Origin of the sequence: Calothrix sp. CCY 0018, assembly GCF_963920925.1 — a bacterium.
In the GTDB taxonomy this organism is placed as follows: Bacteria; Cyanobacteriota; Cyanobacteriia; order Cyanobacteriales; family Nostocaceae; genus Rivularia.
The window spans coordinates 1-1,909 of the sequence record NZ_CAWUDI010000106.1; the positions used below are offsets into that span (position 1 = coordinate 1).

Annotated in this window: 2 protein-coding genes; one reads left to right on the top strand and one right to left on the bottom strand. The window is 39.0% G+C overall.

Annotated elements, in window-relative coordinates; genetic code table 11:
• Positions 1–83 precede the first annotated feature (83 nt).
• Complete coding sequence (tnpA, locus tag ACM03V_RS34300; protein ID WP_414625281.1) at positions 84–482, bottom strand: IS200/IS605 family transposase; 399 nt, start codon at positions 480–482, stop codon at positions 84–86.
• A 78-nt stretch (positions 483–560) separates the two neighbouring features.
• Between tnpA and ACM03V_RS34305 the strand changes: the two genes are divergently transcribed.
• Positions 561–1,909, top strand: a 1,349-nt coding sequence (locus ACM03V_RS34305) for an RNA-guided endonuclease InsQ/TnpB family protein (RefSeq protein WP_414625282.1), incomplete at its 3' end; no start/stop codon positions are given.

Here is a 1,909-nt window from a genome sequence, read left to right on the forward strand (position 1 = left end):
TTTACAACATTCACGAAAATGAAAGCCCACGGTTTTTAATCGTGGGATGAAATTTGAATATGCACCTTTAGGTGCTGTGACCTTTAATTTCTGGTACCTTGCGCGGCAATATATTTTTCTACCGTTTCAGATGATACGTTGCCCGCAGTAGACACAAAATAACTTCTTGTCCACATCGAAGGCATCTTTTTTAAATCTGGAAACTCTTTCCGCAAATATCTACTTGTTGCGCCTTTAATTCTAAACATTAACTGGTCGGGGGCTAGGTCAGGTGGGGAATTGATGAATAGATGTACGTGGTCAGGCTCCACTGCAACTTCTATAACCTTGCACATTAAATCTTGAGAAATAATTCTAATTAATTCTTCTAACCGCTTCGCTACTTGGTTTTTAAGTACTTTTTTTCTACGTCTAGGTGTCCAAACAAAGTGATAGTTAATTAAAGATACAGAAGTATTTTTGTGTCTATAACTGGTTGACATTTCAGGTTTAACTGTATTAATATGTGACTATAGCTAAGAGTAGTAAACACAAGGAGGATTTGTCAAGTGCTGATGGGAATGGTATTCAAGCTACAACCGAATAAAGAACAAGCCACCGAGCTTAGTAGCTGGATTGATATGCTGTTCTGTCAGTACAACTACAACTTAAGAGATAGAAACAATACATATTGGGCATCGCAGGAAGATTGGACTAGTAACCATAACTTCCCCGTAACTCACTGCGCTTTAACTTGTTGCATTTCTCGTAACGGTGCTTCAGGTGAGGTGTATACACAAAAACCTGACAAGAAAACGGGATTATTAAAACGTAGAAATGCGGGTGCTATTCAGGATGCCAATTTAAAAGAACTTAAAAAGTCTCGACCTTGGTATAAGCGCGTAAATAGTACTGCTCTACAGCAAAACGTAAAGCGCCTAGACAATGCGTTTGATGGATTTTTCGGCAATGGGAAAGGCAGACCAAAGCCAAAACGTAGAAGTAAGTTTAAAAGCTTCACCATCACCAACATTGAGAATAAGGATATAACCTCAACTGGTATAAATATTAAAAGTCTCGGTTGGGTTGGCTATCACAATTCTCATTCTATCCCAGATGGTTTTGTTATTAAATCAGCAACGATTAGACAAAAAGCCGATGGCTGGTATATCAGTTTAAAAGTTGAAGATAATACTATTCCTCAATCGGTTGAGGTTAATAATGAGGATATAAGAACCGTAGTTGGTTGCGACTTGGGGTTAACTAAGTTAGTTCATATTTCTGACGGCTCACAAATAGATAATCCAAGATTTAACACCAACAAAAAAGTTAAACAATTGATGTGGGTTCGCTCTCGCCGCGCCTCAAGAAAGAAAGGTAAAAGTAATAAGCGAAAAGCATACAACCGCGTCGGTAGACTACATAAACGTATCAAACAACGCCGTGAATCTTATCAATGGCAAGTTGCCTCGAAGATTGCCAAGCGTGCGGATGCGGTTGTTTTAGAAGATTTAAACATCAAGGGAATGTCAGCCAGATGTAGAACTAAAAAAGACGATGACGGTAATTATACAAAGAACGGTCAAAGCCGAAAAGTAGGTCTTAACCGTTCAATAGCGGATGCAAGTTGGTATTCTTTAACGCAAAAAATTAACGTTGTGGCTGCTAAGTCAGGCGTATTAGTTGTTAAAGTCGCACCTCAATATACAAGTCAAAAGTGTTCTCATTGCGGTCATATTGATAAAAATTCTCGTGATGGTGAAAAGTTTATTTGCACCAACTGCGGGCACTTTGACCACGCCGATCTGCAAGCAGCTAGAAATATTAAAAACAAAGGGATCGAGCAATTGAAACTACCAGTTGCTTGCCAACATCCTGCTAAGTATTTTAAAACGGTACGGGTGGACTGCTCGGAACCAAAACAACTTCG

Excerpts from the sequence above, each read along its gene's own strand:
- tnpA (WP_414625281.1), bottom strand. The coding sequence starts at position 482 with ATGTCAACCAGTTATAGACACAAAAATACTTCTGTATCTTTAATTAAC.